Source organism: Pseudarthrobacter sp. Pseusp20 (assembly GCF_059492155.1).
On the sequence record NZ_CP168521.1, the window covers coordinates 1,222,623 to 1,249,389 of the forward strand.

The following is a 26,767-nucleotide window of genomic DNA, read 5'->3' on the forward strand; positions in this document are numbered from 1 at the left end:
GAACCCTCACAGCGGGCACTTACCGCCACCGAACATTGCATACCACCATGAGAAGGACTCCCAGTGAAGATCACCGACGCACGGGTTGTGGTTTCGTCGCCCGGACGGAACTACGTCACGCTCGTAATTGAAACCGAGGACGGCATCACCGGCATCGGCGACGCCACTTTGAACGGTCGCGAGCTGGCTGTAGCCTCCTATCTCTCCGAGCACCTCTGCCCGTTGCTCATCGGCCGCGATGCCCGCCGCATCGAGGATGCCTGGCAGTACTTCTACAAGGGCGCCTACTGGCGCCGCGGCCCGGTGACCATGACGGCCATCGCAGCCATCGACGTCGCACTCTGGGACATCAAGGGCAAGGCGGCCGGCATGCCGGTCTATGAACTCCTGGGCGGCGCGGCCCGCGAGGGCGTGATGGTCTACGGACACGCCAGCGGCACCACCCTTGAGGACCTCAGCGCAGACTTCCAGCATCACCTGGACCTTGGCTACAAGGCCATCCGCGCCCAGGCAGCCGTGCCCGGCCTGGACAAGACCTACGGGATCGCCCCCGTGGACGGCAGACTCTACGAGCCGGCCAGCGGCAACGTGCCCCAGGAAGACACCTGGGAGACCACCGCCTACCTGGACTTCGCACCGAAAATGATGGCCCACGTCCGAGGGGAGTTCGGCTACGGCGTCCACGTCCTGCACGATGTCCATCACCGGCTCACGCCCATCGAAGCAGGCCGGCTTGGCGCCTCCCTTGAGCAGTACCGGCCGTTTTGGATCGAGGACCCGACGCCGGCTGAAGACCAGTCGGCATTCCGCCTGATCCGCCAGCACACCACCACCCCCGTCGCCGTGGGTGAGGTGCTCAACTCGATCTGGGACTGCCAGCAGCTCATCACCGAACGCCTGATCGACTACATCCGCACCTCCGTCTCGCACGCCGGCGGCATCACGCACCTGCGCCGCATCTTCTCCCTCGCAGACCTCTACGGCGTGCGCTCGGGCTCGCACGGCGCAGGTGATCTGTCGCCGGCCTCGTTCGCAGCCGCACTGCACGTTGACATGAGCATCCCCAACTTCGGCATCCAGGAATACATGGGCCACCGCGACCCCGCCGGGGAAGTCTTCACCACCTCCTACACCTTCAGCGACGGCTACATGCACCCCGGGGACGCTCCCGGCATCGGCGTAGAGTTCAATGAGGAAGCCGCCGTACGCTTCCCCTTCGACCCCAAGTACCTGCCGGTGAACCGGCGCCTGGACGGATCGGTGCACGACTGGTGAACACTGCAGCCCACCAACCCTTTGACGTGGTGGTGATGGGGGAGATCCTCGTCGAAGTCGCCACCGACCTTCCCTTTGCCCACGGCGTTCCCGCGCAGCTTGGCATCTCCGGCGACGCCCTCAACGTCGCAGCCTCCGCCGCCGCCGCAGGCGCCACGGTAGGCCTATTGTCCGTGCTGACCGATGACGAATTGGGCCACGCCATTGCCGCCCGTATCGCCGAACTGGGCGTTTCGACCGACCTTCTAAAGTTCCGGCGCGGCCAGCAGGGCGTTTACCTCGTCCACAGCGATCCTGCCGGCGAACGCGAGTTCTCCTACGCCCGCAGCGGCAGCGTGGGTTCCACCCTGGGCCCGGAGGACGTCGATCCCGAAGTTGTCGCGGCAGCCGGGGCCCTGGTGGCGGGCGGCATCGCCTGCGCCATTTCACCAACGTCGCGCGCCGCCGTCGTCAAAGCTGCCGGCCTGGCCACACGCTTTGTCTACGATCCCAATTACCGCCCCCGCCTCACCACCGTGGAAGAGGCGACGGCGGCACTCACCGCCCTGGCGCCGCAGGCCTTCCTGGTCACGCCGTCATTCCCCGGCGAGACGGATGCCCTGCTGGGCGTTGCCTCTCCGCAGGAGGCCGCGGCCAAGCTGCGCTCGCTGGGTACCGCCAACGTTGCCGTCACCTGTGGGGCGGAAGGGGTCCAGCTCGAATGGAGCGGCGACGCCGCCCAAGGTGCCGGCTCTGCGTGGGTGCCGGCGGTTCCCGCCCCCGCCGTGGTGGACCAGACCGGTGCCGGGGACGCGTTCGTTGGGACGCTCACCGCGCGTCTGGTGCTGGGCGACGACTTCCCGACGGCGGCACGTTTCGGGGCTGCCGCATCGTCGCTGGTGGTGGGCGGCAAGGGCGGTACCGGTTTCATCCCCACATTCGAACAGACCAGGGCGCACGCCTCCGGGAACTTCTCCGAAGGAGCGCAGCCATCGAACGCCTGACTACATCTTCCCTGGCAACCAGCGGACACCACGCCGGCATCAAGCGGGACAAACTGCAGCCCGGCATCGTCCACCTGGGCCTGGGAGCCTTCGCCCGCGCCCACACCGCGGTCTTCACGGAAGACGCAATGCTTGCCGCCGGCGACTTCGAGTGGGGGATCATCGGGGTCACCCAGCGTTCCAGCACCGTGGCCCGGCAACTGGCGCCCCAGGATGGCTTGTTCACCGTGGCAGAACGGGGAGGCAACGCCGCCCCGCTGCGTGTGGTCTCCAGCATCGTCGACGCCATATCCGGGCGCGACAACCCCGAACTGGTGGTCGAGCGGATCGCCGCACCGGCCACAAAGATCGTCACCCTCACCATCACGGAAAAGGGATACCGGTTCGATCCGAAAACCCGCACCCTTGACCTGCAGGACCCGGAAGTCCAGGCGGACCTCTCGGGACGCCCGCCGCGTACCGCCATCGGGCAAATTGTCCGTGGCCTGCAGCAACGGCCACTCACGGGTGCCGGAGCCATCACCGTGGTGTCCTGCGACAACCTGCCCGGCAACGGCGAACTGACCGGAACCCTGGTCCGGAATTTCGCGGCCGCCCTGCCCGCACCTGAAAGCGAACCCCTGCTGGTCTGGTTGGCAGGAAACGCAACCTTCCCCAGCACCATGGTCGACCGGATGGTGCCGGCCAGCACGCCAGGCGACCTGGCCGGCGTCGAACGTGAACTTGGCCTTCGGGACGAAGCCGCCGTGGTGGCCGAACCCTTCAAGCAATGGGTGATTGAGGACAATTTCGCCGCCGGCAGGCCGCGCTGGGAGGATGCCGGGGCGGTGTTCAGCACCGACGTCGCCGCGTGGGAGGCAGCCAAGCTGAGGCTGCTGAACGCCAGCCATTCGATGCTGGCCTATCTGGGGCTCGCCGCGGGCAAGGAAACCATCAGCGACGCCGTGGCCGTGGACGCGTTCCATACCGCCTGCCGGCGCATGATGCTCCAGGAAGCGCTGCCCACCATCACCCTCCCGGCCGGGCTGGGCGGGGAGCAGTACTGCGACGAGGTGCTCCGCCGCTTCGCCAACCCCGCCCTGGGCCACACCACCGCGAAAGTGGGCAGCGACGGTTCCCAGAAGATAGGGCTGCGCCTGCTGCCCACCATGAGGGGAACGCTCGACGCCGGCCGCGAACCCCGCTGGGCTGCGCTCGCCATTGCCGCGTGGATGCACCATGTGGCCACCACCCTGGAAACCGACCTCAACGATCCGCTGGCCTCGGAGCTGAACGCAACACTGCCGGCCGCCAGGGACGCCGACAGCGTGGTGCCTGCACTGCTGGGCTTCCGGCCCGTTTTTGACCAGGACCTGGCGGAACATGGCGGCTTCCGCAACCTGCTCCTGCACTGGTACCGCATCATCGAAACCAACGGGCCGGACGGCCTGGGAAATGAGATCAACCATGGCTGACGCATCAGGCGTCCTTGGCGTTTCACCTGTCATCCCGGTGGTCACCATCGACGACCCCCAGGATGCGGTGCCCCTGGCCCGTGCCCTGGTGGACGGCGGCGTGAAGATCATCGAGCTGACGCTGCGCACCGACTCCGCGCTGACCTCGCTGAAGCTGATCGCCGAGGAGGTGCCGGACATCCTGGTGGGCGCCGGCACCATCCTCACGCCGGGCCAGGCCGACGCCGCCGTCCAAGCGGGTGCCACATTCCTGGTCAGCCCCGGTGTCACCCCGGCCCTGCTCAAGCACATGCTGTCCCTGGACGTCCCGGTGCTGCCCGGCGTCGCCACCGTGGGCGAGGTAATGGCCGTCCTGGAAGCCGGATTGGATGCGATGAAGTTCTTCCCCGCCGGGCCTGCAGGCGGTCCGTCCTATCTGGCGGCCATCGGGGCGCCCCTCCCGCACGTGCAGTTCTGCCCCACCGGCGGCATCAGCCTGGCCACCGCCCCGGATTACCTTCGGCTGCCGAATGTGGCCTGCGTGGGCGGCAGCTGGCTCACTCCGGCGGACGCCGTCGCGGCCAAGGACTGGGCGCGGATCACCAGCCTGGCCAGCGGCGCGGCCGCGCTGGGCCGGTAACCCATCCCCGCAAGCCGGCCGGGCGTCAGCTCTCGGCTGCGGCAGCCCGGACCTGGGCTTTGTCGTGCTCCGCGTGGGCGTTGCGCAGCAGCTCCATGAACTCGGTTTCGTTGCGGACCAGCCGCTTGTACTTCTCGGGAAGCTTGCGGATCTGGTTTTCTTCGCGGCACATCTTGGCGAAGATCTTGTCGCGTTCGGCCATGTCCGTCTCGTAGTTGAGGTCCATGTATTCCGTGGCGTGGCGCCGCGCCCCGGACACCGCGTTCTTGGCCTTGCCCTTGGGGCTGAAGATGGACGCCAGGATGGTCACCACCAGGACACCCAGGATGACGCCCAGCGAGACGACGGTGCTGACCTCCACCACGTTGACGTGCTTGCCGTCATTGATGAAGGGAAGGGTGTTCTCGTGCAGGGCGTGCAGGATGAGCTTCACGCCGATGAAACCCAGGATGACCGCCAGGCCGTACGAAAGGAAGATCAGCCGGTCCAGCAGGCCGTCAATCAGGAAGAACAGCTGGCGCAGGCCCATCAGCGAGAACGCGGTGGCGGTGAACACGATGAACACGTTCTGGGTGAGGCCGAAGATGGCCGGAATTGAATCCAGGGCGAACAGGATGTCCGTGCCGCCGATGGCCACCATCACCAGCAGCATCGGCGTCAGGACCCGCTTGCCGTTCTCCACCGTGAAGAGTTTGTCGCCGTCGTAGTGTTGCGACGCCGGCAGGAGCTTCCTGGCGAGCCGGACCACCAGGCCTTCGGAGTCGTCGTCGTGGCTGTCGGGTTTGAGCAGGTTGCCGGCGGTGAGCAGCAGGATGAGCCCGAAGATGTAGAACACCCAGGCAAAACTGTTGATCAGTGCCGCGCCCAGGAAGATGAACGCCGTGCGGGCGATCAGGGAGAATACGATGCCGAACAGCAGCACCTTTTGCTGGTCCGCGCGGGGCACCTTGAAACTGGCCATGATGATGAGGAAGACGAAGAGGTTGTCCACTGACAACGCCTTCTCCGTCACGTAGCCGGCAAAATATTCGGTCCCCATGTCGGGTCCGCCGAACACCAGTACGGCCAGCCCGAACAGCACGGCAATGCCCACGTAGATCGCGGACCAGGTGGCGGATTCCTTGAGGGAGGGCGTGTGCGCCTTACGGACGTGGAAGAAGAAGTCGAAGGCCAGCAGCCCCACGATTCCCGCAATGGTCAGGGTCCAGATATAAGCAGATACTTCCACGCGGCGGGCCTTTCGTCGGAGGGTCCCTCCAGCCTACCTAAGCGGGCTTCAGGAGTTCGTGCTCCATGACGGCGGTCCGGGACAGCGTCTTGTAGCCCTCCTGTTCAAAGAGCACCGTGATGACGTCGTCCTCGTGCCGCATCACCAGGCCGGGCCCCCACTCCTTGTGCACCACCGCGGACTGCAGCGGGAAAGGCTCGGCGGCGGCGGAAGCCGGCCCGCCGCCGTCGGACGCCTTGCCCGGCTGTTTCTTCCCCTGCTTTTGCTTGGCGTGGGACTTCTTTCCCGCCTTCCCCTCGTCCAGCTGCCCCGCGTCCCCCGAAGCGGCAGCAGCGCACCCGTCGCAGTTTCCGCACGGCTCCGGCAGGTCCTCGCCGAAGTAGCCCAGCAGGAACTGCCGCCGGCAGCCGTCCGTCTCCGCGTACGCACGCATCATGGTCAGCCGGGACTGGTCCACGCGCTGCCGGGCTTCGGCGAGTTCGACGGCGTCGTCCACCAGTGCGGGCAGCTTGGCTTTGGAGGTCAGCCGGATGCCCCGCTTGCCTGTGCTGACGGCGCCAACCTCCTCCAGCTGGTTGATGAGTCCCGTGATGCGGCGGGCGGGTAACCCGGTGAGCTCGGCCAGGGACGCCTTCGGCGCGGGAGCCTTGGCGGCCTTGAGGATCTTCAGCACGGCCAGGAGGGAACCGGGGTCGGGGGAGTGGGTGCCGAAGAACTTCCGCAGGCCGAGGTCCTCGGAGCGGTAATGCAGCACGGCGGATGCGGATTCGCCATCCCTGCCTGCCCGTCCGATCTCCTGGTAGTAGGAGTCCAGCGACTCCGGAATGTCGGCATGCACCACGAACCTGACGTTCGGCTTGTCGATGCCCATGCCGAACGCCGTGGTGGCAACCACGACGTCCAGCTGGTCAGCCAGGAACAGCTCATGGATGTGTTCCCGGTCCCTCGCGGAACGGCCGGCATGGTAAGCCTCCGCGCGCAGCCCCTCCTTGACAAGCTTGGCCGCGTATTTCTCCGTGTCCTTCCGGGTGGCCGCATACAGCAGGCCTCGACCCTTCCCGGCCAGCTCCGCCACCTGCTCAAGGACGGCCTTGCGCTTGCCCTTGTCCTCATGGTGGCGGACCACATCGAGGCTGATGTTGGGCCGGTCGAAGCCATGGACCAGGACCAGTGGCTGGTTCATGCCCAGCCGCTCCACGATCTCGTCCCTGACCGGCGGGGAGGCCGTAGCGGTCAAGGCAGCCACGGGCGGATTGCCCAGCTGTTCCCGGACATTGCCGAGGGCGAGGTAGTCAGGTCGGAAATCGTGGCCCCAGGAGGAAACGCAGTGGGCCTCGTCCACCACGAAGAGGGAGATGTTTAGGGCTTTGATCCGGTCCACGGTTGACTGCTTGGCCAGCTGTTCGGGGGCGAGGAACAGGAACACGGCCTGGCCATCCTCGGCGGCCTGCCATGAAGCCTCGACTTCGGCGTCTCTGTGCGAGGAGTTGATGGCCACAGCGGCATCCGGCCCGAGCGCCTGGGCCAGGCCGTCCAACTGGTCCTCCTGCAGGGCAATGAGCGGTGAAACCACGACGGCGGGACGTCCGGTGGTCCTGTGCAGGTGCAGGGCGGCGACCTGGTAGATGGCGGATTTGCCATATCCGGTGGGCATCACGGCCAGGACGTCGCGGCCGTCCGCAAGGGCTGCCATGCCAGCCAATTGGCCGTCCCGCAGGTGGGGCAGCGAGAAGGGTGATTCAGCAAGGGCCCGGAGGGCTGGTTCGTCGGCCATGGAAAGCGGCTCCGCACAGAAGAAAACTGCGGCCGCTTGCTTCAGCCGTAGGAACCACCCTACGCCAGCCCCGCGCCGCCGTCGTAAACCTTCGGGCGTATGTGGAAAAGCAGGCCGGACAGGGTGTCAGCCCACGGGCCTGCCGGCCGGCGGCCGTCCTTGACTTCAGGGGCAGCCTCAACAACTGTGGAAATTACCGAAACGGCTGGGCAGCAGGCGCATCTGGGACCGGCAAGCAAGGAGAACCCAACGTGGCGCGCGAAAACCCGAAGGTCGAAGAACCCGACGAATCCGAACTTGAGGTGAGCGGCCATCCCAAGACCTGGGCTGCCGGCGTGCCCGGCGTCTACCACTCGATGCAGCCTGCCCTCAAGCACATGGGCGTGGAGCGCTCGCGCAAGACCCTGCTGGCGCTGAACCAGAAGGACGGCTTTGACTGCATGAGCTGCGCGTGGCCGGACCCGGGCCACCGCAAGACCTTCGAATTCTGTGAGAACGGGGCCAAGGCGGTCACCTGGGAAGCCACCCCTGTGGTGGTCGGAAGCGAATTCTGGGCCGGGCATCCCGTCAGCGAACTGCGCCGGCGCACCGAGTACTGGCTGGGGATGCAGGGCCGGCTCACCGAACCGGTGTACAAGCCCGCGGGGGAGGACCACTACCGTCCGGTCAGTTGGGAGGATGCCTTCACGATCATCGCGGACAAGCTGAAGTCCTTGCCCAACCCCAACCAGGCAACGTTCTACACCAGCGGCCGCACCTCCAACGAGGCCGCCTTCCTGTACCAGTTGTTCATCCGGGCCTACGGCACCAACAACCTGCCCGACTGTTCCAACATGTGCCACGAGTCCTCGGGCTGGGGCATGGGCCAGACCATCGGCGTGGGCAAAGCGACCGTCTCCTACGACGACTTCGGCAAGGCCGACCTGATCATCGTCATGGGCCAGAACCCGGGCACCAACCACCCGCGCATGCTGACGGCACTGGAAGAAGCCAAGGAGGCCGGCGGCCACATCGTCGCCATCAACCCGCTGCCCGAGGCCGGACTGATGCGGTACAAGAACCCGCAAAAGGTCAAGGGCGTCATCGGCCACGGCACCCAGATTGCCGACCAGTTCCTGCAGGTGCGGATCGGCGGGGACATGGCCCTGTTGCAGGCCGTTTCGAAACGGGTGCTGGATGCCGAGGATGCCAATCCGGGCAACGTCCTGGACCACGCCTTCCTCCAGGAACACTGCGAGGGGCTGGCTGAACTCCGGGCGCACCTGGCCAACCTCGACGAAGCCGCGGTCCTCGAAGCCACGGGTCTGCGCAGCGGGGAAATCGATGAACTGGCGGCCCGCTATCTGGCTGCGGACAAGGTCATCATCACCTGGGCCATGGGCATAACCCAGCAGAAAAAGGGCGTCGCCACCATCAAGGAGATCATCAACCTCCTGCTGCTGCGCGGCAACATCGGAAAACCCGGCGCCGGGGCTTCCCCAATCCGCGGCCACAGCAACGTCCAGGGTGACCGCACCATGGGCATCTGGGAACAGATGCCGCCTGCCTTCCTGGACGCCCTGGGCAAGGAGTTCAGCTTCGAACCGCCCCGGGAACACGGCGCGGATGCCGTGGAAACCGTCCGGCAGATGCGCGACGGTGGCATCAAGGTCTTTGTGGGGCTTGGCGGCAACTTCGTGGGCGCGATGTCGGACACCTCAACGGCCGAGAACGCCATGGAGAACACCGAACTTTCCGTGCAGATCTCCACCAAGCTCAATCACTCGCATGGAGTCACCGGGGCTGAAGCGCTCATCCTGCCAACCTTGGGCCGGACGGAGATCGACCGCCAGGAAACCGGGCCGCAGTTTGTTTCAGTGGAGGACACCGTCTGCGCGGTGCACTCTTCCCACGGCACGGTGGAACCGGTGGGACCCAACCTGCTGTCCGAGGTGGCGATCATCTGCCGGCTGGCCCAGGCGACGCTGGGAGACACCATCAACGCCGACTGGGCCGGCTTCGAGAAGAACTACGACCTCATCCGGGACCACATCTCCCGCGTGGTCAACGGGTGCGGGGACTACAACCGCAAGATCCGGCAGGCCGGCGGCTTCGTGGTGCCCAACGGCCCGCGGGATTCACGGACTTTCCACACTCCCACCGGCAAGGCCATCCTGACGGTCAACGAACTTGAGCACGTGGAACGCCCCGCCGGCACCCTGATCCTGCAGAGCATGCGCTCGCATGACCAGTTCAACACCACCATCTACGGCAACAACGACCGTTACCGTGGCATCAGGAAGGGCCGCGAAGTGGTTTTCGTCAATCCGGCAGACCTTGCCGAACTGGGGCTGGCCGACGGGCAGCGCGTGGACATCCGTGGCGTATACAGGGACAACGTGGAACGGGTCCTCTGGAACTACCGCGTGGTGTCCTATCCGTCCGCGAAGGGCTGTGCCGCGGCGTACTACCCCGAGGCCAATGTCCTGGTTCCGCTGGACAGCGTGGCCGAGGGCAGCCAGACACCCGTGTCCAAGGCGGTCATCGTCCGCCTGGAGCCGGTGAAGGTACTGGAGGACGAGCCCACCGCCGCGGGCTGACTGTTCTCGCCGGCTATTGACCGGTGTCCGCCCACCCGCTGCCTGCCGGCCCGCCGTGGGCGCCGTCGTCGATCAGCTGGAACGCCACCTTGGCAGCCTTCTCGATGGCTGCACCAGCGGCTTCCCTGTTCCCGGCGCTGCCCGTGCCTGCCTCCAGCGCTGCCGCGTAGCCCACCAGGAACGTGGTGACGGGGGCGGCGGCATGGATGACGTTCTCGGAGGATTTGCGGGCCAGGTCAAGGAGCAGCTCCTGGTCCATGTTGAGGTCAAGGATCTGCAGTGCCTGGGCCAGCCGGTGGCTCCACTGGTCCAGCACCCGTGCTTCGTCGTCGTTCATTGCCATGGTTCTCCTTAGCGCCGTTGGTGCGTTTACGTGTCGATAGTGGACATGTTGGGGTAGCGGGCGCCGGCAGTTGCTCCGGCCGGTGCCAGCTGGTCCAGCAGCTCAAGCTCGTCCTGGCTGAGCTCGATGTCCACGGCGCCCAGGTTCTCGCGCAGCCGTTCACGTTTCTTGGTGCCCGGGATGGGGACGATATGTTCCCCCTGCGCCAGCAGCCAGGCGAGGGCCAGCTGGCCGGGAGTGCACTGTTTTTTGTCGGCCAGCTCCCTGACCCGGTCCACGAGTTCCAGGTTGCGGGTGAAGTTGTCGCCCTGGAAACGCGGGGAGTGGCGGCGGAAGTCGTCCTCGGCGAAATCGTCCACGCTGCGGATCTGCCCGGTGAGGAACCCACGGCCCAGCGGGCTGTAGGGCACAAAACCGATGCCCAGTTCCGCGAGCACGGGAAACACCTTGGTTTCAGGCTCCCGCTCCCACAGCGAATACTCGGTTTGCAGGGCGGTGATGGGGTGCACGGCGTGGGCCCGCCGGATGGTCGCGGCGGATGCTTCGGACAAGCCAAGGTGCCGGACTTTTCCGGCCTGGACCAGTTCCGCCATGGCGCCAACCGTGTCCTCGATGGGAACGGTCTTGTCCACCCGGTGCTGGTAGTACAGGTCGATGTGGTCCACGCCCAGGCGCTGGAGGCTGGCGTCGCAGGCGGACCTGACGTATTCGGGGCGGCCGTTGATGCCCACCCAGGAACCGTCTTCGCGGCGCTCGTTTCCGAACTTGGTGGCCAGGACCGCTTCTTCGCGGCGGCCGGCGATGGCGCGGCCCACCAGTTTTTCGTTGGTGAAGGGGCCGTACATGTCCGCTGTGTCCAGCAGGGAGCCGCCGGCATCCAGGAACTCGTGGATGGTGGCGATCGACTCCTGCTCATCGCCGTCGCCGTAAAACTCGCTCATGCCCATGCAGCCAAGGCCCAGGGCGGACACTGTGAGTTGTCCAATGGTGCGCGTTTTCATGGGTGCTCCTCAACGGTAGAACGTGTTCGGAAACCAGCCGGCAGCGTCCGTTTCCAGGGCAGCGGAACCGGTTGGTGCAGCGTACGCCACTATAGGGGTTTCCCTCATGGATTGCTCCCCTAAACAAGGGGCTTCATACCCCTAGACCCCTTGGTGGGCCGTGCCTAGACTGGGCGAATCCCCACCCGGAACCGTTGCCTGACCACTTCACATATCAGGACGCACCAATCGGCCAGGGCTGTTCCCCTCGCGGGATGTGCCACCCAACCAGATCACGGCCGTCCCACCGGACGCCTGACTACAGGAGCGATAGATGACAGGGAACAAAGCCGTTGCCTACAAAGAAGCCGGCAAGGTGGAAGTAATCGACATTGACTATCCGACGTTTGAGCTCAAGGACGGGCCAGGTGTCAACCCCGCGAACGTGGGACGCCCGGTCAACCACGGAGTGATCCTCAAAACGGTGGCCACCAACATCTGCGGATCGGACCAGCACATGGTGCGCGGCCGTACCACGGCTCCGCCCAACCTGGTGCTGGGCCACGAGATCACCGGCGAAGTGGTGGAGGTGGGCCGCGATGTCGAGTTCATCAAGGTGGGCGACCTCTGCTCGGTGCCGTTCAACATCGCCTGCGGCCGCTGCCGGAACTGCAAGGAGCGCAAGACCGGCATCTGTTTGAACGTGAATCCCGCGCGCCCCGGCGCCGCGTACGGCTACGTGGACATGGGCGGGTGGGTCGGCGGCCAGGCCAACTACGTTCTGGTGCCGTACGCAGACTGGAACCTGCTGAAGTTCCCGGACAAGGACCGGGCCATGGAGAAGATCATGGACCTGGCCATGCTTTCGGACATCTTCCCCACAGGGTTCCATGGCGCAGTCACGGCAGGGGTGGGCGTCGGTTCCACCGTGTACATTGCCGGGGCCGGTCCCGTGGGTCTTGCGGCAGCCACCAGCGCGCACCTGCTGGGGGCCGCCGTCGTCATCGTGGGCGACATGAACGAAGACCGGCTGGCACGGGCGCGCAGCTTCGGCTGCGAAACCGTGGATCTGACCAAGGGCGATCCGAAGGACCAGATCGAGCAGATCCTGGGCGTCCCGGAGGTGGACTGCGGCGTCGACGCCGTGGGATTTGAAGCGAAGGGCCACGGCCACGATGCCAAGGAGGCGCCGGCAACGGTCCTGAACTCCCTGATGGAGCTCACGGCCGCTGGTGGAGCCCTTGGTATCCCCGGCCTGTACGTCACGGGCGATCCGGGCGGCATCGACGAGGCCGCCAAGAATGGCGCACTGTCACTGAGCCTCGGCACCGGCTGGGCAAAATCGCTGAGCTTCACCACTGGCCAGTGCCCGGTAATGAAGTACAACCGGCAGCTGATGATGGCCATCCTGAATGACAGGGTCAACATCGCCAAGAACGTCAACGCCAAGGCCATCCCGCTGGAGGAGGCACCGAAGGGCTACGCGGAGTTCGACGCCGGCGCAGCCACCAAGTACGTCCTCAATCCCAACGGCTACTTAAGCTGACGCGGCGGCGGGCGGGGATGCCACCAAGGGCCCCTTGCTGCGGAAATAACTGTTGCCCGGGCCGGGTTAGGCTTTGCACGGGCAACACAAACCGCAAACGAAGGAGTTTCCCTTGAGTGACATCACCGTCCGCCACAATCCCGGGCGCGAACGCTTCGAGATCCTCGACGCCGGCAACGTGATCGGCAAGGCGGTGTACAAGGAGTACGACGGCGGGGAGTCGCCGCAGCGGATTTTCTACCACACGGTGATCAACGAGGAATACGGCGGGCAGGGCCTTGCCGGGCGGCTGGCCACGGCTGCCCTGGACAGCACGGTCCAGGCCGGGAGCAGCATCATCCCGGTATGCCCGTTCATCAAGAAGTTCCTTGCAAAGCACCCGGAATACTCGGCCAACGTGGTGCCTGTGGCGCCGGCGCACCTGGAATTCCTGGACAGCGCGTTGTCCGCCCGCGCCCGCGGCTAGCGCATCCCTATTACAGCCGGCGGAACACCCCGCAAGCCTTCAGGAAGCTCCCAACCGCCGGTGATTTAATCAGCATCTGTCAGCGCGGCCCACCGCCGCGCTGGTGTTGTTTTTGATTGCCGAGGCGGGACAGGAGCCCTTGTATGTCCGTGCACCCCAAGGTGCCCACACCAGGCCGCGGTGCTCCGCTGCAACCGCCGGGCAGGCCATCAAACGGCAAGCCAGCTCCGGGCAGGAACCGGGGCCACAGAAGGCTGCTGTGGCTGGCCCTTGCGGTAGTACTGGTCATCGTCGGGACCATCACCCTGGCCGTGGTCCGGTCCGAGCCACTCACCGGTGCCGTGGTCCCCACCCAGCCGGCCGTACCCGCAGCGCCGGTGGCGGCAGCTCCGCCGTCGTTGCAGGACAGCGTGGACGACATCCTCAGTGACGCGGCCGAATACCGGATTGGGCTGGCGCTCGCCGATGTGTCCGGAGGTGCGGAACGGACGTTCGGCGACCAGGACACGTTCACCGCGGCCAGCACGGCCAAGATCCTCACTGCCGCCGCCTACTATCACCTGGTGGAAAACGGGCAGGCGGGCCTGGAGGATCCCATGGGCGACTACGACGCCGCGTTCCAACTCAAAGCCATGGTCAACGACAGCAACAACGACTCCTGGCTGTTGCTGATGGATGCCGTGGGGTACCCGCAGTTGATCGCCTACGCGGGCTCCATCGGCATCACCTACGACCCCGAACAAAACCTCCTGACCGCGGCGGACATGGCCCTGATCCTGAAGAAGCTCTATGCAGGCGAACTCCTGGACAAGGACAACACGGCGCAGCTGCTCAGCTACATGCAGGACACCAACAACGAGGACCTCATCCCGGCGGGATCACGGTCCGGAGTGGACGTGTACCACAAGTACGGGGAAGTGTCCGGGGAACTGCACGACGCCGCGCTCCTGAGCTACCGCGGTTCGACCTTCGCGCTGGTCATCTATACGGAGAACCCCGACGGCGGGGCGGATGAGGGCCAGGCCGAGGTGATCCGGGACCTGACCAGGGCGGTGGAGGACGCACTCTTCCCGGTGGGAGTGGCAGGAAAATAGCGCACGCCACACCGCCCGGGAGCCCGCCGAGTCGCCCGCGGTGGAAGCTTTAGGCCAGACTGTTACCGTGAGCAACAACCCCCGGACTGCCCTGGCCGTCGCCGGACTCAGCCTGGGCACGGCACTGAACCCACTGAACTCCTCCATGATCGCCGTGGCCCTGGTGGTGCTGCGCGCCGACTTCGGGCTCGACGTTGCTGCCGTCACCTGGGTGGTCACCTCGTTCTACCTGGCCTCCGCAGCCGGGCAGCCGGTGATGGGCCGGCTCGCCGACCGGTTCGGCCCGCGGCGGATGTTCATGCTGGGCATGGGGCTGGTCGCCGTCACCTGCGCCCTGGCCCCGCTGGCCCCGAACTTCGCGCTGCTGTGCGTGGCACGGGCGGTCATGGCTCTGGGAACTGCCACCGCATATCCCAGTGCCGTGGTGATGGTGGGCGCTCTGGCGCACCGGGCCAAGGTGGACTCGGCCCGCCCGCTGGGCCGGCTGCAGATGGCCAACACGTCCGCAGCCGCGGTGGGCCCGGTGGTCGGCGGCCTGCTGGTGGGCTTCGTGGGCTGGGAGTCGCTGTTCCTGGTCAACGTCCCGCTGGCACTCGCGGCGTTGCTGACCGTGCGGAAGGCCGCACCGCCGGACCAGGTCCGGGAGCGCGGCAGCGTGGCGGAACTGGTGCGGGACTCCGACGTCCCGGGGATTGCCGGGTTCATCGCGGCCCTTCTCCTGGTCATGATGGCTGCGCTGAGCGTCGCGCCGGACTACCGGTGGTGGATGCTGGCCGCCGGAACCGTGGTCGCGGGGCTGTTTGCCTGGCGGGAGCTGCGCTTCGCCAAACCCTTCCTGAACCTGCGGCTGCTGGGCCGGAACCGGCCGCTGATGCTCGTGTACCTGGCGTTCGCCGTCTTCAGCAGCGTGTACTACTTCGTCTTTTTCGGCCTCCCGCAGCTGCTGCAGGAAGCCGGCGGTTACGACCCCGGCGTGGTGGGGCTGCTGATGCTGCCCCTGGCCGGCATGTCCGTGGTAGCCACCCCGTGGGCAGTCTCCGCCATGGGAAGGTTCGGTGTCCGGCGGGTGCTGCTTGCCGGCGTCGTCCTTTTGACCGTGGTGGCGGCGCTCATGTGGCTGCTGACCGGCACGCTGGCCATCCCCGTTGTGGTGGTACTGACCGCGTTGATGGGCATCCCGTACGGCACGGTCAGCATCGCCTCCAACCAGGGCATGTTCGTGTCCACCCGGCCGCAGGACCGCGGGGTGGCGGCCGGGATCTACCAGACCTGCCGCTACGTGGGCGCGATCACCGCCACCGTGATGATCGGCGTGTTCGCATCAGGCGGGGTGCACCAGGACAGCTGGATGCGGATGGTGCTGGCCATGCTGGTGCTCTGTGCCGTGACGTTCGGGATCTCCGTGTTCTGGCGGCAGCAGAAGGCCTAGGCAGCCGGCGCACTCCTAGTCACCCCGATCTATTACCGGCGTGACCCGGATCCGGGCAATCCGTAACCGGTCCATGCTGAGGACCGTCAACACGTACCCCGGTATCTGCACCCGGTCGCCTGCCTTTGGGAGGCGGCCCAGGCGGTCCATCACGAACCCGGCCACCGTTTCGTAGTGCCCCTCCGGGAGTTCGATTCCGGCGGCGGCCTTGAACTCCTGCAGGATCAGGCCGCCGTCCACGTCGATGGTTCCGTTGGCCACGTTGACCCGGTCCTCGTGCTCGGCGCCGGTGTCGTATTCGTCGTAGATCTCGCCCACCAGTTCCTCCACCAGGTCTTCGAGCGTGACCACGCCGTCGGTGCCCCCGTACTCATCCACCACCAAAGCGATGTGCTGGTTGGTCTTGCGCATCCGTGAGAGGGAGGGGAGCACGCGGTTGGTGCCGGGCAGGGGCAGGATCTCCCGGGCGATGTCCCGCACGGGCGAATGGTCCTGCACCTCGTCGCGGGGCATCAGGTCGCGGATGTGGACGAAGCCCAGGACGTCATCCGGGCTGCGCCCGATCACCGGAAACCGTGAGTACGGGCCGTCCCTGACCATCCGGCGGGCGTCCGCCACCGTCATGGCACCGTCGATGAAGGTCACCTCCGTGCGCGGGCGCATCACCTCCTGCAGCGTCCGGTCGCCGGCGCCGAACACGTCGGCCAGGATGTGGCGGCTGCTCTCTTCGAGGAGTTCGTTCTCGGCCACCATGTCCCAGAGCTCTTCGGAACTGATGCTTTCCCGCTTGACGCGCGGGTCACCGCCAAAGAGCCTGACCACGGCGTCCGTCGAGACCGACAGGAGCCAGATGACCGGCCGCATGGCATGCGACAGGGCAATCAGCGGCGGGGCCAGGATGCGGGTGAAGGCAACAGGGCTTTGCAGCGCCAGCCTCTTGGGGGCGAGTTCGCCCAGGACCAGGGAAAGAAAAGCCACCAGCAGGGTCATGCCGATGAAGGACACGGGCCCGGCAGCCGCACCAAGTCCGAGGGCTTCAAGGAGGGGTACGACGGCGGGAGCGATCGCCGAGGCCCCATACGCCGCCGAGAAGAATCCGGACAGGGTCACGCCGATCTGGACCGTGGAGAGGAAACGGTTGGGGTTGCGGGCAAGGGCGGCAGTCCGGGCGCCGGTGTCCCCGGATTTCTCGATGCGGCGCACCTGGCTTTCGCGCAGGGAGACCAGTGCGATTTCCGCCGCCGCGAACACCCCGCCCAGCAGCACGAAACCGAGAACCAAAGCGATATTAACCAGGGTGCCGCTGTCCATGACACGACCTTACCCAGCCGCGGACCCGCCGGCGCCTGCCTTCGTGTCGAAGTCAGGACGCCGCGGGGCGGGGCCGAAGCCGGAGTGCCTGCATGCCGCCGTCAACAGCCAGGTCCACTCCCGTGGTGGACCCGGCGAGGGGGCTGGCCAGGTATGTGACGGCTGCAGCGACCTCTTCCGGGCAGACGAGCCGGCCGTGCGGCTGACGGGCCTCAAGGGCGGCCCGCTCGGCCTCGGGGTCTGCCGCTGTGGACAGCAGGCGAGCGATCCACGGAGTGTCAGCGGTACCCGGGTTTACGCAGTTGACCCTGATCCCTTCCTGAAGGTGGTCGGCAGCCATGGCCAGGGTGAGTGACAGCACAGCACCCTTCGTTGCGCTGTAGAGGGCGCGTTGGGGCAGGCCTGCGGTAGCCGCGACGGAGCAAGTATTGACGATCGCCGCGTGGGAGGACCGGCGCAAGTACGGAAGGGCGGCCCTTGAAACGCGGACTATACCCATCACATTGATATCAAACACACGGTGCCACTCGTCGTCGTCGTTGGATTCAATGGTGCCCTGTGCGCCCACTCCGGCGTTGTTGGCCAGGATGTCGATCCCGCCCAGCTGCTCTGCTGCCTGCCGTACGGCCCGCCGGACAGAGATGTCATCCGAGACGTCGCACTGAATTGCTGTGACCCCTTTCGGCGCCTGCTCGGGGCGGAGGTCCAAAACCGCCACTGCTGCGCCGCGCTCCTGCAGCAATTGGGCCGTTGCGGCCCCTATTCCGGAGGCTCCGCCGGTGACGATTGCCTTAAGTCCCGCAAACTCCATTGTCTGGTCCTTTCGTGGTCGGGCTACCTAGCCCTGGAAGAATTCCTGGCGCTGGCGGCCGAGTCCCGCTACTTCAATTTCGACGACGTCCCCGGCCTTCAGGTAAGGAAAGCGCCCGGACAGGGCGACCCCCTCCGGAGTGCCGGTGCAGATCAGGTCCCCTGGCTCAAGGACCAGGAACTGGCTGAGATCGTAGATCACCTGCTCCACCCCAAAGATCAGGTCACGGGTGGAGGAGTCCTGGCGGATTTCACCGTTGACCCAGCTCCGTAACTGCAGGTCGCCGGCGTCCACTTCATCCGGGGTAACCAGGTACGGGCCGGTGGGGCAGAATCCGGCGCAGCTCTTTCCCTTGGACCACTGGCCGCCGGACACCTCCAGCTGGAATGTGCGCTCGGACAGGTCATTGACGGTGACGTAGCCGGCGATGTGGTCGCGAGCCTGTTCGGGGGACTGCAGATAGGAAGCCTGCCGCCCGATGACCACTCCCAGCTCGACCTCCCAGTCGGTCTTGGTGGACCCGCGGGGAATCGCCACAGCATCGAACGGGCCTGCCACCGTGTTTGGGGCCTTATGGAAAATGATGGGCACCGACGGAGGAGCGGACCCTGACTCGGCCGCATGGGCCGCATAGTTCATGCCCACGCATATGACCGATGACGGCCGGGCGATCGGGGCGCCGATCCGGGCACCATCAACTGCGATCTCTGCCAGTTCCCCGGCGGCTAGCGCTGCCGCTGTGCGCACCGGTCCGTCGGATTCCCAGAAGCCGGCATCGATGTCCGCCGCCACCTGTTCGAGGGAGTAGTACTTCTGGTGGTGCAGGACGGCTGGTACTTCCTTGCCTGGCTCGCCAATTCGTGCGAATTGCATGGTCCTTCTTTCGCTAATTGATGCTGTTGGGTTGGGGGAACTACGTGATGAGGCCGCGGTTGCGCAGCTCGGCCCATAGCTGGTCCGGGACTGCCTGCGATGCCAGATCGAGGTTTTGCTTCACCTGTTCGGGCGTCCGCATGCCCAGGACCACGCTTGTCAAGGCGGGGTGCTGGTACGGGTACCTCAAGGCGGCGGCAGGGAGGGTGGTTCCATGCGACTCGCAGATGTCGGCCAGCAGGTTTGCCCGGTCTAAAAGCTGCGGGGGCGCGGGTTGGTAGTTGTAGGTGGCGTCGCGCGCCGGACGGTCTTTGGAGAGCAGGCCGGAGTTGAAGACTCCGACGTTCACTACTCCCACTTTCCGCTCAAGGCACGCCGGCAGCAGATCCGCTGCTGCTCCCTGCTCCAGCAGCGTGTACCGGCCCGCCAGCATGATCACATCGATGTCCGTTTCGGTGACGAAGCGGGCGAGCATTTCGGACTGGTTCATGCCTGCGCCCCAGGCACCGATGACGCCCTCATCCCTCAAGGCGGACAGGGTGGGTGCGGCACCGTCGACAGCCTCGCTCCAGTAGTCGTCCGGGTCGTGGATGAAGACGATGTCGATCCGGTCAGTCCCGAGCCGCTGGAGGCTTTCCTCGATGGAGCGCAACACCCCCTCGCGTGAGTAGTCGCGGACCCGGACCAGATCATCGGGCACGTCGAACCCCTCGGTGTCCTTACCGTTCGGGGATGGGTTGGGTCGCAGTAGGCGCCCCACTTTGGTGCTGAGCACGTAGCTGTTGCGGTCCTGGCCGGCGAGTGCTTTTCCAAGGCGGCGCTCCGAAAGTCCCAGCCCGTAGTGTGGGGCTGTGTCGAAGTACCGGACGCCACCCTCCCAGGCTGCTTCAACGGCGTCGATCGCCTCCTGCTCCTGCACCTGCCGGTACAGGTTGCCGATGGGGGCGCCCCCGAACCCGAGGACGGGCAGTTGGATTGCGGTGCCGGGGATAGTGCGGGTTTCTGTTTGCATGGTTAGTCTTTCTCCTCTTCCGGGTGTGCCGGACCCCGGACTGCCTTGAGTCCGTAAGCGCGAACTGCGGTTCCATGGGCGACGTTTTCGCGTTCGTAAGAGGAGGCGTCGGACATCGCCTGCTCCACAGTGAGAATCCAGTCCTGGTACGCGGCCGGCTCCGTTAGAGAGACCGGCCAGTCACTGCCGATCATGCACCGATCGGCCCCAAAAACGTTTAGGGCTTCCAGGATGAAAGGCAGGGCCTGCGGCCCAAGTGGGCGCGTGGGGTCAGCTTCCGCGCCCGCCCCTGAAATCTTCACGACGACGTTGGGCAGCCTGGCCAATCGACGCATCGCTGTGCTCCATTCGCTGAGGCTGCCGGCTGCAATGGGTGGTTTGCCCATGTGGTCCAGCACTATGCGCAGCTCCGGTATCCGGGCAGCAAAAGCTGCAAGTTCCGAAAGCTGCCACGAGCGGACGCAGGCGTCGAAGGCAATTCCGGCCCTCCCTACATGGCGGCCTCCGGCCAGTGTTTCCGCCGTCAGCATGAAACCGGCCTCCCTGTCCTGGAACAGCTGGCGCACCCCGCGGACCAGGGGCCGCTGACACAGCTCCGCAAGGTCTTCGGACACGCCGTCCCCGCGGTTGATGGGGGCATAGGCCACAATCGCCGCCAGCTCTGGCCAGGTGGCCCGGAGGCTCGCCACCCAGTCAACTTCCTTCAGCGCCTGGTCATCACGGCAATCGGCCTGCACAAAGACAGCCTGCGTCCCGGGCGCGTGTGGAAGTTCCCGTGGAAGGAAGGGCCGGTTCAGGGAAGGGGCACGGTTCAACCAGTCATAACTGAGCACGGAAGGGTCCCAGACGTGGACGTGTGAGTCTATTACCTGAAGCAACTGTCAGCCCTCATGCCTGTCCGTCGGGCCGAACGCCGATGGTCAGGAGCAGGTTCGCGTAGTGCCGGGTGTCCCCACTGGCGATGACGACGGCGACGTTCGGCGACCGCGCGGCATCGTAGAAGTCGAAGCGCTGGTGCGAAGTGATGGGAATTGCGGTGCCCAGCGCTCGTTCGTAGCCTTTGACTGCCTCCGTCCAGTTTCCGTCCGGAGGCGTCATTACGGCGGCGGCTTCGAGCGGAACGGCGTCGATCAGCACCTCCAGTACCTGGTCAATGGTCAGCAGGCCGGGCCGCAGATTCAGGGCTATCCGCCTCGCGGCTGCAGGGGCGCCGGTGTTGTGCGGGTAGTTTGCGTCCGCCAGGAGGATCTGCGAGCCGTGGCCGGATTCAGCGAGGGCTGCGAGCAGGCCCGGGTGGGTAAGTGTGTAGTTGATCATGCCTGTTCCCCTACCCTTTCCCCGGTCCCTGCCCGAGCGAAGGCGACACCGCGCTCAGCGCGGGCCGATTCCCATGCCTGTTCGGCTTGGCCGGCGTCGGTGCCGGCCCAATAACTGCCCCGGGGAAAGGAATACGCCTGCAACGTCTGCTCCTTCAGTTCCGACGAGTACCCAGGGTTCGCCGGCATGATGTAGGCGCCGTCCCGGATGATGCACGGATCCACAAAGTGTTCGTGCAAGTGATCCACGAATTCGGTGACCCTGCCGGCCAGGTCTCCGGAGACGGCAATGAAGTCGAAGATGGACAGGTGCTGGACGAGTTCGCACAGACCTACCCCGCCGGCATGTGGGCACACCGGGACACCGAACTTGGCGGCCATCAACTGGACGGCCAGCACTTCGTTGACGCTGGCGAGCCGGCAGGCATCCAACTGGCAATAGTCGATCGCCCCGGCCTGGAAGAGCTGTTTGAAAAGGACGCGGTTCATGCCGTGCTCGCCGGTGGCCACCCCGATCGGTTGGACGGCCCTTCGGATCTCGGCGTGGCCCAGGACGTCATCCGGGCTGGTGGGTTCCTCGATCCACAGCGGATTGAATTCAGCCAGCTGCTTGATCCAGTCGATGGCCTGCGGAACATCCCATACCTGGTTTGCGTCGATCATGAGGTTGCCCTCTGGCCCGATGACTTCGCGGGCGATCCTGAGGCGGCGAATGTCGTCCTCGAGGGATGCACCAACCTTGAGTTTGATGTGGCGGTAGCCCTGGTCCACGGCCTCCTGGCAGAGCCGCCGTAGCTTCTCGTCCGAGTAGCCCAGCCAACCGGCCGAGGTGGTGTAGCACGGGTAGCCGTCCCGGGCCAGCTGGTGGATGCGCTGATCCCGGGTGGGGTCGAGTCGTTCCAGAAGCGCCAGGGCTTCCTCCCGGGTGAGGGCGTCTGAAAGGTAGCTGAGGTCGGCCGCGTCCACGATCTGTTCGGCGGTCATGTCCACCAGGTAACGCCACAGGGGCTTTCCCGAGCGGCGGGCGGCAAGATCCCAGACGGCGTTCATCACGGCTCCGAGGGCAAGGTGCTCCACGCCTTTATCGGGCCCCAGCCAGCGAAGCTGGGAATCACGTTTCAGGCTTCGGTACGCCTCGCCAAGGTTGCCGCAAAGGACATCCAAGTCTTGGCCTATGAGGGGCCTGGCGCGCAGTTCCATCGCGGCGGAGCACACCTCATTGCCCCTGCCGATGGTAAAGGTGAAGCCGCAGCCATAAAGGTCCGGGTCGTCCGTTTTCAGCACGATGTACGCAGCGGAGTAGTCTGCGTCATGATTCATGGCATCTGAACCGTCTGCGGAAAGCGACGTGGGAAACCGCACGTCGAAAATATCGAAACCGGTGATTTGTGGCAAGGTGAGCCCTCCAGGTTCAGGCCGTGAAGACGGCGCTCCAGCAACATCGTGAGCGTCATCTGATGTATGTGGAAGTATTTGATGAGAATATCGGAAGAAGCATCCCTTTCCAAGGGATACATCTGATGAAAGTGAATTGTGCGTTCAGCGTCACTAGACGAAGCACTGGGAAAGGTGGCTGCGATGACCAACAGCAACTCCACTGGGTCGATGTCCCAAACCGACGTCGTTATTTCGGGCGTGAAGCAGATGCTGTCGTCCCGCAGGCTTCGGCCCGGCGACCGGCTGCCCATTGAGAAGGACCTGGCAGCAGAGCTGCAGGTTTCCCGGGGTTCCCTTCGGGAGGGCGTGCGGGCATTGTCCACTATGGGCATTCTGGAGACGAGGCAGGGCGCCGGCACCTTCGTGACCAGGCTGGAGCCGTCGGCTTTGCTCTCCGCGATGGAATTCTGGGTGGGCCTGCAGGATGGAGAGCGGGCAAACCAGGTGCACACTGTGCGGCGGGCCCTTGAGACAGAGGCTGCTGCCGCGGCGGCGGTTTGTATCGAAAGCTCGCAACTCGACGAGGCCGAAAGCATATTGGAGCGGGCGAACGCGGCCATTCAAGCATCGCCCATAGACCATGCCGGCGCCATGCAGTGTGACATCGAATTCCATCGGCTCATCGCCCATGCCTCAAGGAATCACGTGCTGTCAGCGCTGATCGAAACCGTCTCCACCAACACCATCCGCGGCCGGATGTGGCGGTCCATTCATGACAATGAAGGCCTGCTGGCCACGCATCGGGAGCACTTGGGAATCCTGGAGGCGCTCAGGCGGAATGACGTGGACAGGGCCAGAACCCGCATGGCGAACCATCTGTACGCGGTGGAGGACTACGTGACAACCATTCCCGCTCCCGAGCTTGAGGAACAGACGTAGGATTCGTCAGACCTTGTATTGACTATTTCCGACAAATAGCTGGTTTAGGGTCGATTCAGGAATTTTGGAGTCAAAAAGATCAGATGATTCCTTGACTTTCCAAACTGGGGCGGGTCATGCTGTTGGGGACAAGGGTTGCGGGAATTACAGCGGGCAGGCCACGAGGACGTCGCCGGGCAGCCTTTGTCCCCAGCTATTGAAAGGACGTTCGTTGTGTCGACTAACCGTGTTACCGGCAAGCTGCTGACAGCTGCAGCGGTTGCAGCCCTGGCCGTCGGAAGCCTTACCGCATGTGGTTCCTCAAGCGGGAGTTCATCATCAGGGGAGAGCAAGGAAGCCTCCGCCATGTACACCTGGATCACCAATGAAAACGACAGGGCCCAGTGGCAGGCCTTTGTGGACGCAGCCAAGAAAAAGGACCCTGCATTCAACCTCACTTTGGAGGGTCCGAGCTTCAACGATTACTGGACCAAGGTCAAGACCCGCCTCTCCAGTTCCGGAGCGCCGTGCATCATCACAACGCAGGCGGCTCGTGCCCAGGAGCTTAAGGACCTTACGGTGCCGCTGGACGACATGGTTAAGAGCAACAACATTGACGTGTCCATGTACAACAAGGCAATGATCGACGGCCTGACCGTTGATGGCTCGCTGCGGGGGATACCTTATGACGCCGAACCGGTGGTTCTTTACTACAACAAGGATCTCCTGGCCGCGGCCGGCGTGGCGCCGCCTACCACCAAATACACCACCAGCCAGTTCGCGGCCGACCTTAAGGCGCTGACAAAAGGCGGCGTGATGGGCCTCGCAGTGCCGCCGGGATTCGGCTCGGGCCCGGGGCTTCCCATGGCATTCGCCAACGGCAATGAACCGGTCAAGGATGGAAAGCTTGACCTCACCAACCAGGGCCTCGTCAACGACCAGCAGTTTGCCTTCGACCTTGTGGCAAAGGCGCAAGTCGCGAACCCGCCGCAGGCGTCGGACGGGACCGATGTGCCGGAGCAGCAGTTCATGAGCGGCAAGGCGGCGATGATCATCGACGGTCCCTGGATGTACGACACCCTGACCACCAAGACGCAGGGCAAGGTGGGCATCGCCGTCGTCCCTTCCACCTCGGGAGAGAGCATCGGCATGATCCAGGGGTCCGCGTTTGCCATCGCAGCGTCCTGTAAGGACAAAGAAGCTGCCTTCAAGAACATCATGAAGATCACCACCCCTGAGGTCATCGGCGCTGTTGGGGCCGCCCGTGGAACCGTTCCATCTGTTGAGTCCGCGGTGAAGGACTGGGCCGGGACCAAGCCGGCGGCTGACGTGGCGGTTGTCCAGGCCCTTCTGAAGAGCGGGCGTCCGCTGGTTACCACCCCTAGCTGGAACCAGGTGGAGACCAACTTCACGCAGTACTCCGGAGAAGGCTTCCGCGGCAGCAAGACCGCGCAGGAACTCCTCTCCACCATCATGAATTCAGCCAAGTAAACTCCCCGGGGGCAGGCTCCCGCACCGGAGCCTGTCCCCTTCATGGAACAGGTCAACGATGACTGCTTTACCCACACTTGCTGTCAAAGACGTGAAAAGGACCCCCGCCAGGGGCGGGCAGGGCCGGCTCGCAGCGGCTTACCTCGCTCCCGGGATGCTCGGGTTCCTGATTTTTATCGTGCTTCCGCTGGTGGCTTCGCTGGTCATCAGCCTGTTCGACTGGCCCTTGTTCGGGGCACCAAAATTCGTGGGGCTGGACAACTACGTTCGGCTGCTCACTGGTGACCCGGTGTTCTGGACGGTTCTGGGCAACACCCTCTTTTTTGCCGTCTCCTACACCGTGGTCAACCTGATCGCTGCCCTGGCTGTTGCCACCTGGCTTCACAACCTGGGCAGTTGGGGCCCGTTCTTCCGGGTGCTGTTCTTCATTCCGGTGGTGACCCCCATGGTCGCCAACGCGTTGGTTTGGCGCCTGATGCTGACCGATGACGGCGTCATCAACAGCTTTCTGGCCAACTTTGGCATACACGGGCCTTCCTGGCTCAGTGACAGCCAGCTCGCCATGGGGTCGTTGATCGCAATGTCTGTCTGGCAGGGGATCGGCTACAACATCATCGTTCTCGGCGCAGGGCTCAGCGGCATCTCGCCGAATTTGCTTGAGGCCGCCCGCATCGATGGGGCAGGAGCCTGGCAGCGGTTCTTCCGGGTGGTGCTGCCGATGCTGTCGCCGTCGCTCTTCTTCTGCACGGTCATGACCATCATCGGCTCTTTCAAGGTATTTACCCAGCCTTACCTGCTGACACTCGGCGGGCCGGGCGATTCCACCAACACGATCGTTCTGTACCTCTACCGCAACGGTTTCTCCTTTGACAAGCTCGGCTACGCGTCGGCACTCGCTTGGGCGTTGTTCGTCATCGTCATGCTCATCACCGCACTGCAGTTCTCGCAGCAAAAGAGGCTGGTCAACTATGACAACTGAAACTCTCGCCCAACCGGAAATCGACAAGGGCCTCGCGCACCGTCGGCACGCAACAGCGTCGCGGAAGAAGAGGCGGGCCGGCCGCCTCGTCAGCCGCATCGGCGTTGTCCTGGTCGGCGCTGCGTTCTTCTTCCCGTTCCTCTGGATGTTCGCCACATCGCTGAAGCCCACCTCCGAAATATTCTCCACCGGTGCCAGCTTCCTTGCCTCCCGCGTGGAGTGGTCGAACTACCAAACAGTGTGGACCGCTATTCCCTTCGGACGGGTCATCATCAACAGCTTCTTGGTGGCCGTCTCCGGAGCGGTGCTGACAACGGTCGTGTCATTGCTGTCCGCCTACGCTTTTGCCCGGCTGCAGTTCAGGCACCGGGAGAAGTTGTTCCTCGTTTTCCTTGGCACGCTGGTGCTGCCCCAGGAAGTCCTGGTAATTCCGCTCTACATCATGATGGCAAAGCTGGACATGATTAACTCCCTGCCGGCGCTCATCGTCCCTTTTGCTTTCGGTGCCTTCGGTGCCTTCCTGATCCGACAGTTCCTGCTGTCCCTGCCCGTTGAGTTTGAAGAGGCAGCCCGTATCGACGGAGCAGGTTCGATCAGGATCCTGTGGAGCGTGATCCTTCCGCTTGTCCGTGCGCCGCTGGCCGTGGTGGCTGTCTTCAGTTTCATCGATTACTGGAGCAGTTTCCTGTGGCCGCTGATCGTCATCAACGACGTCTCGCAGGCAACCATTCCACTGGGGCTCTCCATGTTCTCCGGTGAACGCGGAACGGACTGGGGACCGCTCATGGCGGCCGCTACTTTGGCGGTGATTCCCAGCCTGCTCGTCGTCATCCTCCTGCAGCGCCAGCTCGTGAAAGGCGTCAGCATGGGCGGCTTCGGCGGCCGCTGAGCACCGCCCTGACCCCTGGA

Annotated in this window: 24 protein-coding genes; 13 read left to right on the forward strand and 11 right to left on the reverse strand. The window is 64.9% G+C overall.

Going from position 1 to position 26,767, the window contains the following annotated elements:
- Positions 1-63 precede the first annotated feature (63 nt).
- The 4 genes from manD (at position 64) to eda (ending at position 4,331) form a co-directional block, all read left to right on the forward strand.
- Positions 64-1,275 carry a D-mannonate dehydratase ManD gene (gene manD / locus ACEN9K_RS05800; RefSeq protein WP_223993963.1) on the forward strand — a complete coding sequence of 404 codons (1,212 nt, stop codon included), beginning with the start codon at positions 64-66 and terminating at the stop codon, positions 1,273-1,275.
- Positions 1,272-2,258, forward strand: coding sequence for a PfkB family carbohydrate kinase (locus ACEN9K_RS05805; RefSeq protein ID WP_018771385.1), 987 nt, complete (start codon positions 1,272-1,274; stop codon positions 2,256-2,258). The genes manD and ACEN9K_RS05805 overlap by 4 nt, the downstream gene beginning before the upstream one ends.
- A 74-nt stretch (positions 2,259-2,332) precedes the next feature.
- Positions 2,333-3,712: a mannitol dehydrogenase family protein gene (locus tag ACEN9K_RS05810; RefSeq protein WP_223995121.1), complete on the forward strand. Its 1,380-nt coding sequence runs from the start codon at positions 2,333-2,335 to the stop codon at positions 3,710-3,712.
- The gene (eda, locus tag ACEN9K_RS05815; protein WP_223993965.1) at positions 3,705-4,331 is read left to right on the forward strand and encodes a bifunctional 4-hydroxy-2-oxoglutarate aldolase/2-dehydro-3-deoxy-phosphogluconate aldolase; all 627 of its coding nucleotides are present in this window, start codon (positions 3,705-3,707) and stop codon (positions 4,329-4,331) included. The genes ACEN9K_RS05810 and eda overlap by 8 nt, the downstream gene beginning before the upstream one ends.
- Before the next feature lie 25 nt (positions 4,332-4,356).
- On the opposite strand, the gene ACEN9K_RS05820 is transcribed toward eda, so the two are convergent.
- Complete coding sequence (locus ACEN9K_RS05820) at positions 4,357-5,559, reverse strand: TerC family protein (RefSeq protein WP_018771382.1); 1,203 nt, start codon at positions 5,557-5,559, stop codon at positions 4,357-4,359.
- Positions 5,560-5,596: 37 nt separating this feature from the next.
- Entirely contained in the window at positions 5,597-7,333 is a 1,737-nt protein-coding gene (locus tag ACEN9K_RS05825; protein ID WP_495635337.1) for a RecQ family ATP-dependent DNA helicase, read from the reverse strand.
- 251 nt (positions 7,334-7,584) lie between these two features.
- Between ACEN9K_RS05825 and ACEN9K_RS05830 the strand changes: the two genes are divergently transcribed.
- The gene (locus ACEN9K_RS05830) at positions 7,585-9,912 is read left to right on the forward strand and encodes an FdhF/YdeP family oxidoreductase (protein WP_495635338.1); all 2,328 of its coding nucleotides are present in this window, start codon (positions 7,585-7,587) and stop codon (positions 9,910-9,912) included.
- A 13-nt stretch (positions 9,913-9,925) separates the two neighbouring features.
- Here the strand turns inward: ACEN9K_RS05830 and ACEN9K_RS05835 are convergent, their stop codons facing one another.
- Positions 9,926-10,255, reverse strand: a complete 330-nt coding sequence (locus ACEN9K_RS05835) for a DUF6457 domain-containing protein (protein WP_026266091.1) — start codon at positions 10,253-10,255, stop codon at positions 9,926-9,928.
- Between the two features lie 26 nt (positions 10,256-10,281).
- A complete protein-coding gene (locus tag ACEN9K_RS05840) occupies positions 10,282-11,256 on the reverse strand; it encodes an aldo/keto reductase (RefSeq protein ID WP_018771378.1) in 975 nt (324 codons plus the stop codon).
- A 313-nt stretch (positions 11,257-11,569) separates the two neighbouring features.
- On the opposite strand from ACEN9K_RS05840, the gene fdhA reads away from it, so the two are divergent.
- The 4 genes from fdhA (at position 11,570) to ACEN9K_RS05860 (ending at position 15,770) form a co-directional block, all read left to right on the forward strand.
- Complete coding sequence (fdhA, locus tag ACEN9K_RS05845) at positions 11,570-12,781, forward strand: formaldehyde dehydrogenase, glutathione-independent (protein ID WP_495635339.1); 1,212 nt, start codon at positions 11,570-11,572, stop codon at positions 12,779-12,781.
- A gap of 112 nt (positions 12,782-12,893) precedes the next feature.
- A complete protein-coding gene (locus ACEN9K_RS05850; RefSeq protein ID WP_018771376.1) occupies positions 12,894-13,247 on the forward strand; it encodes a GNAT family N-acetyltransferase in 354 nt (117 codons plus the stop codon).
- 143 nt (positions 13,248-13,390) lie between these two features.
- On the forward strand, positions 13,391-14,341 hold the full coding sequence (locus ACEN9K_RS05855) for a serine hydrolase (protein WP_495635340.1): 951 nt from the start codon (positions 13,391-13,393) through the stop codon (positions 14,339-14,341).
- A gap of 67 nt (positions 14,342-14,408) precedes the next feature.
- Positions 14,409-15,770, forward strand: coding sequence for an MFS transporter (locus ACEN9K_RS05860; protein WP_495635341.1), 1,362 nt, complete (start codon positions 14,409-14,411; stop codon positions 15,768-15,770).
- Between the two features lie 15 nt (positions 15,771-15,785).
- On the opposite strand, the gene ACEN9K_RS05865 is transcribed toward ACEN9K_RS05860, so the two are convergent.
- From ACEN9K_RS05865 to ACEN9K_RS05895, 7 genes are read right to left on the reverse strand one after another with little or no spacing between them, the layout of a single operon-like run.
- Positions 15,786-17,081 (reverse strand): hemolysin family protein, encoded by a 1,296-nt coding sequence (locus tag ACEN9K_RS05865; protein ID WP_018771373.1) that lies wholly within the window; start codon positions 17,079-17,081, stop codon positions 15,786-15,788.
- Between the two features lie 52 nt (positions 17,082-17,133).
- Positions 17,134-17,892: an SDR family oxidoreductase gene (locus ACEN9K_RS05870; RefSeq protein WP_134165903.1), complete on the reverse strand. Its 759-nt coding sequence runs from the start codon at positions 17,890-17,892 to the stop codon at positions 17,134-17,136.
- A 27-nt stretch (positions 17,893-17,919) separates the two neighbouring features.
- Positions 17,920-18,765, reverse strand: coding sequence for a fumarylacetoacetate hydrolase family protein (locus ACEN9K_RS05875; protein ID WP_495635342.1), 846 nt, complete (start codon positions 18,763-18,765; stop codon positions 17,920-17,922).
- A gap of 40 nt (positions 18,766-18,805) precedes the next feature.
- On the reverse strand, positions 18,806-19,777 hold the full coding sequence (locus ACEN9K_RS05880; protein WP_495635343.1) for an aldo/keto reductase: 972 nt from the start codon (positions 19,775-19,777) through the stop codon (positions 18,806-18,808).
- A 2-nt stretch (positions 19,778-19,779) separates the two neighbouring features.
- Entirely contained in the window at positions 19,780-20,655 is an 876-nt protein-coding gene (locus tag ACEN9K_RS05885) for an amidohydrolase family protein (RefSeq protein ID WP_495635344.1), read from the reverse strand.
- Between the two features lie 10 nt (positions 20,656-20,665).
- Positions 20,666-21,094: an RbsD/FucU family protein gene (locus ACEN9K_RS05890; RefSeq protein ID WP_134165909.1), complete on the reverse strand. Its 429-nt coding sequence runs from the start codon at positions 21,092-21,094 to the stop codon at positions 20,666-20,668.
- The gene (locus tag ACEN9K_RS05895; protein ID WP_018771367.1) at positions 21,091-22,488 is read right to left on the reverse strand and encodes an L-fuconate dehydratase; all 1,398 of its coding nucleotides are present in this window, start codon (positions 22,486-22,488) and stop codon (positions 21,091-21,093) included. Before ACEN9K_RS05895 ends, ACEN9K_RS05890 begins: the two co-directional genes overlap by 4 nt.
- Before the next feature lie 183 nt (positions 22,489-22,671).
- Between ACEN9K_RS05895 and ACEN9K_RS05900 the strand changes: the two genes are divergently transcribed.
- The 4 genes from ACEN9K_RS05900 to ACEN9K_RS05915 all read left to right on the forward strand — a co-directional run bounded on the left by ACEN9K_RS05900 (position 22,672) and on the right by ACEN9K_RS05915 (position 26,747).
- Positions 22,672-23,409, forward strand: a complete 738-nt coding sequence (locus ACEN9K_RS05900; protein WP_018771366.1) for a FadR/GntR family transcriptional regulator — start codon at positions 22,672-22,674, stop codon at positions 23,407-23,409.
- Between the two features lie 213 nt (positions 23,410-23,622).
- Positions 23,623-24,879, forward strand: a complete 1,257-nt coding sequence (locus ACEN9K_RS05905) for an ABC transporter substrate-binding protein (protein ID WP_051081442.1) — start codon at positions 23,623-23,625, stop codon at positions 24,877-24,879.
- 91 nt (positions 24,880-24,970) lie between these two features.
- Entirely contained in the window at positions 24,971-25,858 is an 888-nt protein-coding gene (locus ACEN9K_RS05910) for a carbohydrate ABC transporter permease (protein WP_495635345.1), read from the forward strand.
- Positions 25,848-26,747 (forward strand): carbohydrate ABC transporter permease, encoded by a 900-nt coding sequence (locus ACEN9K_RS05915; protein WP_018771363.1) that lies wholly within the window; start codon positions 25,848-25,850, stop codon positions 26,745-26,747. The genes ACEN9K_RS05910 and ACEN9K_RS05915 overlap by 11 nt, the downstream gene beginning before the upstream one ends.
- Positions 26,748-26,767 lie beyond the last annotated feature (20 nt).

Coding starts and splice junctions, on each gene's coding strand:
- ACEN9K_RS05840 (WP_018771378.1), bottom strand. CDS start 11,256: ATGAAAACGCGCACCATTGGACAACTCACAGTGTCCGCCCTGGGCCTT.
- ACEN9K_RS05890 (WP_134165909.1), bottom strand. CDS start 21,094: ATGATCAACTACACACTTACCCACCCGGGCCTGCTCGCAGCCCTCGCT.
- eda (WP_223993965.1), top strand. CDS start 3,705: ATGGCTGACGCATCAGGCGTCCTTGGCGTTTCACCTGTCATCCCGGTG.
- ACEN9K_RS05870 (WP_134165903.1), bottom strand. CDS start 17,892: ATGGAGTTTGCGGGACTTAAGGCAATCGTCACCGGCGGAGCCTCCGGA.
- fdhA (WP_495635339.1), top strand. CDS start 11,570: ATGACAGGGAACAAAGCCGTTGCCTACAAAGAAGCCGGCAAGGTGGAA.
- ACEN9K_RS05855 (WP_495635340.1), top strand. CDS start 13,391: ATGTCCGTGCACCCCAAGGTGCCCACACCAGGCCGCGGTGCTCCGCTG.
- ACEN9K_RS05835 (WP_026266091.1), bottom strand. CDS start 10,255: ATGGCAATGAACGACGACGAAGCACGGGTGCTGGACCAGTGGAGCCAC.
- ACEN9K_RS05875 (WP_495635342.1), bottom strand. CDS start 18,765: ATGCAATTCGCACGAATTGGCGAGCCAGGCAAGGAAGTACCAGCCGTC.
- ACEN9K_RS05900 (WP_018771366.1), top strand. CDS start 22,672: ATGACCAACAGCAACTCCACTGGGTCGATGTCCCAAACCGACGTCGTT.
- ACEN9K_RS05880 (WP_495635343.1), bottom strand. CDS start 19,777: ATGCAAACAGAAACCCGCACTATCCCCGGCACCGCAATCCAACTGCCC.
- ACEN9K_RS05915 (WP_018771363.1), top strand. CDS start 25,848: ATGACAACTGAAACTCTCGCCCAACCGGAAATCGACAAGGGCCTCGCG.
- ACEN9K_RS05865 (WP_018771373.1), bottom strand. CDS start 17,081: ATGGACAGCGGCACCCTGGTTAATATCGCTTTGGTTCTCGGTTTCGTG.
- ACEN9K_RS05825 (WP_495635337.1), bottom strand. CDS start 7,333: ATGGCCGACGAACCAGCCCTCCGGGCCCTTGCTGAATCACCCTTCTCG.